This window comes from Carnobacterium sp. (assembly GCF_032094055.1).
Lineage (GTDB): Bacteria > Bacillota > Bacilli > Lactobacillales > Carnobacteriaceae > Carnobacterium_A.
This window is the reverse complement of sequence record NZ_DAMDAK010000007.1, coordinates 3,262-8,861: the sequence shown is the minus strand read 5'-3', so window position 1 is coordinate 8,861 and position 5,600 is coordinate 3,262. Positions and strand designations below refer to the sequence as shown.

The following is a 5,600-nucleotide window of genomic DNA, read 5'->3' as shown; positions in this document are numbered from 1 at the left end:
GGTGGCGCAGAAGAGCCTTATCGCTATACACAGTTAGTTCTAGCCACAACGCATCAATTGATGCGGTTTAAACAAGCTTTTGATGTATTGATCATAGATGAAATAGATGCTTTTCCTTTTCACATAGACGAGACGCTTCAGTTTGCCGCTCAAAAAGCTAAAAAAGACAAGGGCTCCCTCATTTATTTATCAGCAACCCCTGACAAAAAAATGCAGCACGAAATCAAGCAAGGCACCTTAGCAGCTTCGATTTTACCAGCTCGCTATCATGGTTTTCCTTTACCGGTTCCTCAATTGATTTGGAATGGCGACTGGCAGAAAAGAATCAGGCAGAAAAAAACAACAGGAAAGTTTTTTTATTGCATCCAGCAATTAGTCGCAAAAAAACGGCGTTTCCTTATTTTCCTGCCCAATATTGCCTTGATGCAGAAATTAGCTGAACAATTAAGAGAACTTTATCCGGATAAGCAGTTTGCAACTGTATATGCTGAAGATCCTGAGCGCAAAGAAAAAGTATTGGCGATGCGCCAAGAAAGTTATGACTGGTTGCTTACAACGTCAATTCTTGAACGCGGAGTGACCTTTAAAGATATTGATGTGTTAGTTTTAGGAGCGGAAGATCCTACTTTTACAGAAGCTGCTTTAGTTCAAATTGCTGGGCGCGCGGGGAGGCATCGTGATTTTCCAACCGGTACGGTCTTATTTTTTTATTATGGACAGACAAAAGCGATCAAAAGAGCAGTGAAACAAATCAAGCAGATGAACCGTTTAGCCTTTGAAAGAGGGTTGGTAGAGAAATGCTGACCTGTATGTGGTGTGGAAAAAAGGAAACCGAAAAATTGCTATTAAGGGAAATAGTGAGACTAAAGAAATTGAAAACAACTATGCTATGCCGAACCTGTAAACAAAAATTAAACCATTTAGCTGGCGCAACTGTGTGTCCAGGCTGCTGCCGGGAGTGGGAAGAGACTGGAAATTTTTGTTCCGATTGTCTAAAATGGCAACTGATGTATCCAAATTATACTTTTAAAAATACTGCTCTCTATCAATATAATCCGTTTTTAAAAGAATGGATCGAAGCATTTAAATATAAAGGGGATTACCGATTAGCAAAAGTGTTTGCTCCAGAAGTAAACGCGTATTTTTGTTCTTATCCTCAAAAAGGCAAATTATACATTCCTATCCCAGTCAGTAAAAAAAGCATGGAGTTGCGCGGGTTTAATCAAGTAGAAGCTGTCTTGCAAGCAGCAAGTGTAACGTATGCGCCGCTTTTAAAGCATATTGGCAGAGGAGAAAAACAGTCAAGCAAAGACCGCAAAGGGCGGATGATGAGCAAACAACCTTTTGAACTGGCTTCAAGAGATGCAAAACGAATCAGAAACAAAAAAATTATTCTGATAGATGATGTGTACACAACGGGACGCACGTTGTTTCACGCAGCAGAGTTGATGCTGGACGCTCAAGCCGAGTCAGTTGAAACCTTCACGATCGCACGATAAAATTCGGGAAGTGGATATTTTGTTTGTCAATTAAAGCGCTATCCTATATAATTGATTTAAGCAAATCATCAGTTGAGTGGTCCAGCTGGTGTTGCTGATTCTGATACACAATCAGATGAAAGGGGAGAGTGTTTATGTTTAAATATAATATCCGTGGCGAAAATATTGAGGTAACTGCAGCAATTCGTAGTTATGTTGAAAAAAAAGTCAGTAAAATCGAACGCTATTTTACTGATGTGCCAGAATCGACAGCACATGTAAACCTAAAAACTTATTCTGACAAAACTGCGAAAGTGGAGGTAACCATTCCTCTTCCTTATTTAGTTTTACGTGCGGAAGAAACCTCGCCTGATTTATATGGAAGTGTAGATCTTGTAGTTGATAAGCTAGAAAGACAAATGCGCAAATACAAAACCAAAATTAACCGTAAATCGCGTGAAAAAGGTTTTGAAATGCAAGTTCCAGCGGAAGAAGTACTGGATGAAGAACTTGAAAATGACGTGGACATTGTTAGAACGAAACGCTTGTCATTGAAACCAATGGATAGCGAAGAAGCTGTTCTGCAAATGAATATGTTAGGGCACAATTTCTTTATTTTTGAAGATGCTGAAACGAACGGAACAAGTATAGTCTATAGTCGTAAAGACGGAAAATATGGTTTAATCGAAACAGATTAAAAATTGGAATCAAGAGTAATGTTAAAGAAAGAGTGCAGTTAGCCCTAAAAGCTAGCTGCACTCTTTCTTTATTTCTTTTTCACTTAAAAAGCAGGATTGTCCACTAACTTTGACTATAAAAAGGTTTCATTTGTGAATAAGTAATGATAGAATTAATAAGGATATTGACAACAGACAAAATAAAAGTCAATATATAAGTTAAAAATTAAAAAAGCAGCTACCCAAAAAAACGAACCTTTATGAAATAGACTCAACTACTACCTATAGAATAGCAACAACAGAGGAGAAGAATGAATGGCTAATTTTTTACGTAATTTAATTGAAAATGATAAAAAAGAACTAAAGAGTTTAGGAAAAGTAGCAGATCGTATTGAAGCGTTTGCAGATCAAATGGCTGCCTTGTCAGATGAAGACCTAAAAGCAAAAACACCTGAATTCAAAAAACGTTACCAAGCAGGAGAAACACTGGATGATTTGTTACCGGAAGCATTTGCAGTTGTACGTGAAGCTGCTAAGCGGGTATTAGGGTTATATCCTTACCGTGTTCAATTAATGGGAGGTGTGACTTTGCACCGTGGAAATATCCCTGAAATGAAGACGGGGGAAGGAAAAACCTTAACGGCTACTATGCCGGTTTACCTTAATGCTTTAACAAGTGAAGGAGTCCACGTTGTAACCGTCAATGAGTATTTGGCCAGCCGTGATGCTGTAGAAATGGGAGAACTATACCAATGGCTAGGCTTAACTGTCGGCTTGAATTTGAATTCCAAATCAGCTGAAGAAAAGCGCGAAGCTTATTTAGCAGATGTGATGTACAGTACCAACAATGAAATGGGTTTTGACTATCTAAGAGATAATATGGTTGTTTATAAAGAACAGATGGTTCAACGTCCGTTAAATTACGCGATTGTCGATGAAGTAGACTCGATTTTGATCGATGAAGCGAGAACTCCGTTGATTATTTCAGGACAAGCTGAAAAATCCACCACCCTTTATACACGAACGGACTTTTTTGTTAAAGGACTAAAAGAAGAAGAAGACTATACGATAGATGTTCAATCAAAAACAGTTGCCTTAACAGAAACTGGAATGGAAAAAGCTGAAAAAACATTCCGGGTAGAAAATCTATATGATGTAGAAAACCAAGCATTGACTCATCATTTAGACCAGGCGTTGCGTGCCAACTATATTATGCTGTTTGATATTGATTATGTGGTTCAAGATGATAAAGTAATGATCGTTGACCAATTTACTGGACGGATCATGGAAGGACGCCGTTATTCAGATGGTTTGCACCAAGCCATTGAAGCAAAAGAGGGCGTAACGATCCAAAATGAATCAAAAACAATGGCTAACATTACATTCCAAAATTTCTTTAGAATGTATAAGAAACTAGCTGGGATGACAGGAACAGCAAAAACAGAAGAAGAAGAGTTCCGGGAAATTTATAACATCAATGTCGTTTCTATTCCAACCAATCGACCATTGATTCGTGATGACCGGCCGGATCTGTTGTATCCTTCTTTAATCAGCAAGTTTGAAGCAGTAGTAGAAGAAATTAAAGAACGCCATGCTACTGGGCAACCGATTTTGGTTGGTACGGTGGCAGTTGAAACTTCTGAATTGCTTTCCGGCTTATTAAGACAAGCTCGGATCCCACATGAAGTGCTAAATGCTAAAAATCACTTTAAAGAGGCAGAGATCATCACAAATGCTGGACAAAAAGGTTCTATTACTATTGCAACCAACATGGCTGGACGGGGAACTGACATCAAGTTAGGTGCAGGTGTCCGTGAAGTAGGTGGTCTTTGTGTTATCGGGACAGAACGGCATGAATCACGCCGGATCGATAATCAATTACGTGGTCGTGCTGGTCGTCAAGGAGATCCTGGTGTGACCCAATTTTATCTTTCTTTAGAAGATGATTTGATGAGACGTTTCGGATCTGAACGAATCCAAGCCGTTTTAGAGCGGCTAAAAGTTCAAGATGAAGATGCAGTCATTCAAAGCAAAATGATCTCACGTCAAGTAGAATCTGCTCAAAAACGAGTAGAAGGGAACAACTACGATACGCGTAAAAACGTCTTGCAATATGATGATGTGATGCGAGAACAACGTGAAATTATGTATAAACAAAGACTAGAAGTCATTATGGAACAGGAGTCATTGAAAAAGGTAACAATACCAATGATTCAACGTGCCATTGAACGCATGGTCCAATTGCATACACAAGGTCCTAAAGAAGAGTGGAACCTGCAAAGCATTTTAGACTTTGCTCATTCAGCGGTTGTACATCCGGATGATTTAAGTTTAAGTGATTTAGAAGGCAAATCAGCAGCTGAAATTCAAACACTTTTAATGGAAGCAGCTGAAAAAATCTATGCTGAAAAAGAACAACAATTGAATGGTACAGAACAAGTGCTGGAATTTGAAAAAGTCGTTATTTTGCGAGTGGTCGACAGCAAATGGACAGATCATATCGATACGATGGATCAATTACGTCAAGGTATCGGCTTAGTGGCGTATGGCCAGTCTAACCCATTAGTAGAATATCAAACAGAAGGTTTTAGATTGTTTGAGGAAATGATTGCTGCGATTGATTATGACGTTACGCGTTTGCTGATGAAATCACAAATTCGTCAAAACTTGCAAAGAGAACAAGTAGCTAAAGGAACAGCTGCTCACTCTACGGGTGATGGACAAGTAGTGAAAGAAGCAAAGAAAAAACCAATCAAAATTGATAGCTCAAAGGTAGGACGGAACGATCCCTGCCCATGCGGCAGCGGAAAAAAATACAAAAATTGTCATGGTAAAGCTTAAAAAAATGTTAAAAACACGATTTGTTCAACGAATCGTGTTTTTCTCACTAACCATTAACAACTAGTAAAGACGAGGAGCAATTAAAATGGAAATAAGTGAAATTAGAAATAAGATAGAAACAGCTAAAGAAAAAATCGCCGGTTACAGGAGGTCTCTTTGACTTAGAGAATCTGGAACAGACCATTGCTGAATACGACCACCAAATGACAGATCCTGCGTTTTGGAATGATGCACAAAAAGCCCAAACGTTAATTAATGAAGCGAATGTTGAGAAGGAAAAATATTCTCATTTTAAACAACTAGAAGAAAAACAAGAAGAGTTAGAACTGATGCTGGAAATGGTTAAAGAAGAAAACGACCCGGAACTAGAAAAGGAATTATCCCAAGAAGCGGAGACTTTTTTTGAAACCTTAGATCAATATGAACTAGATATGCTGTTGAGTGGTCCTTATGATAAAAATAATGCGATCATTGAATTGCATCCAGGAGCCGGCGGAACCGAATCACAAGACTGGGGCAGCATGCTATTACGCATGTATACACGCTGGGCAGAAAAAAAAGGATTTAAAATTGAAGTATTGGATTACCAAAGCGGAGATGAAGC

Annotated in this window: 4 protein-coding genes and 1 pseudogene; all 5 read left to right on the top strand. The window is 38.7% G+C overall.

What is annotated here, in order from left to right; translation table 11 throughout:
* Positions 1 to 804 (top strand): helicase-related protein (locus RT405_RS02020; protein WP_313467131.1); only part of this gene is annotated, 804 nt, incomplete at its 5' end.
* 68 nt (positions 805 to 872) lie between these two features.
* Entirely contained in the window at positions 873 to 1,499 is a 627-nt protein-coding gene (locus tag RT405_RS02015) for a ComF family protein (RefSeq protein WP_313467129.1), read from the top strand.
* A 134-nt stretch (positions 1,500 to 1,633) separates the two neighbouring features.
* Positions 1,634 to 2,176 (top strand): ribosome hibernation-promoting factor, HPF/YfiA family, encoded by a 543-nt coding sequence (gene hpf, locus RT405_RS02010; protein ID WP_035029998.1) that lies wholly within the window; start codon positions 1,634 to 1,636, stop codon positions 2,174 to 2,176.
* 294 nt (positions 2,177 to 2,470) lie between these two features.
* On the top strand, positions 2,471 to 4,996 hold the full coding sequence (secA, locus tag RT405_RS02005) for a preprotein translocase subunit SecA (RefSeq protein WP_313467126.1): 2,526 nt from the start codon (positions 2,471 to 2,473) through the stop codon (positions 4,994 to 4,996).
* A gap of 85 nt (positions 4,997 to 5,081) precedes the next feature.
* A pseudogene (locus tag RT405_RS02000) lies at positions 5,082 to 5,600 on the top strand (PCRF domain-containing protein); the annotation flags it as partial.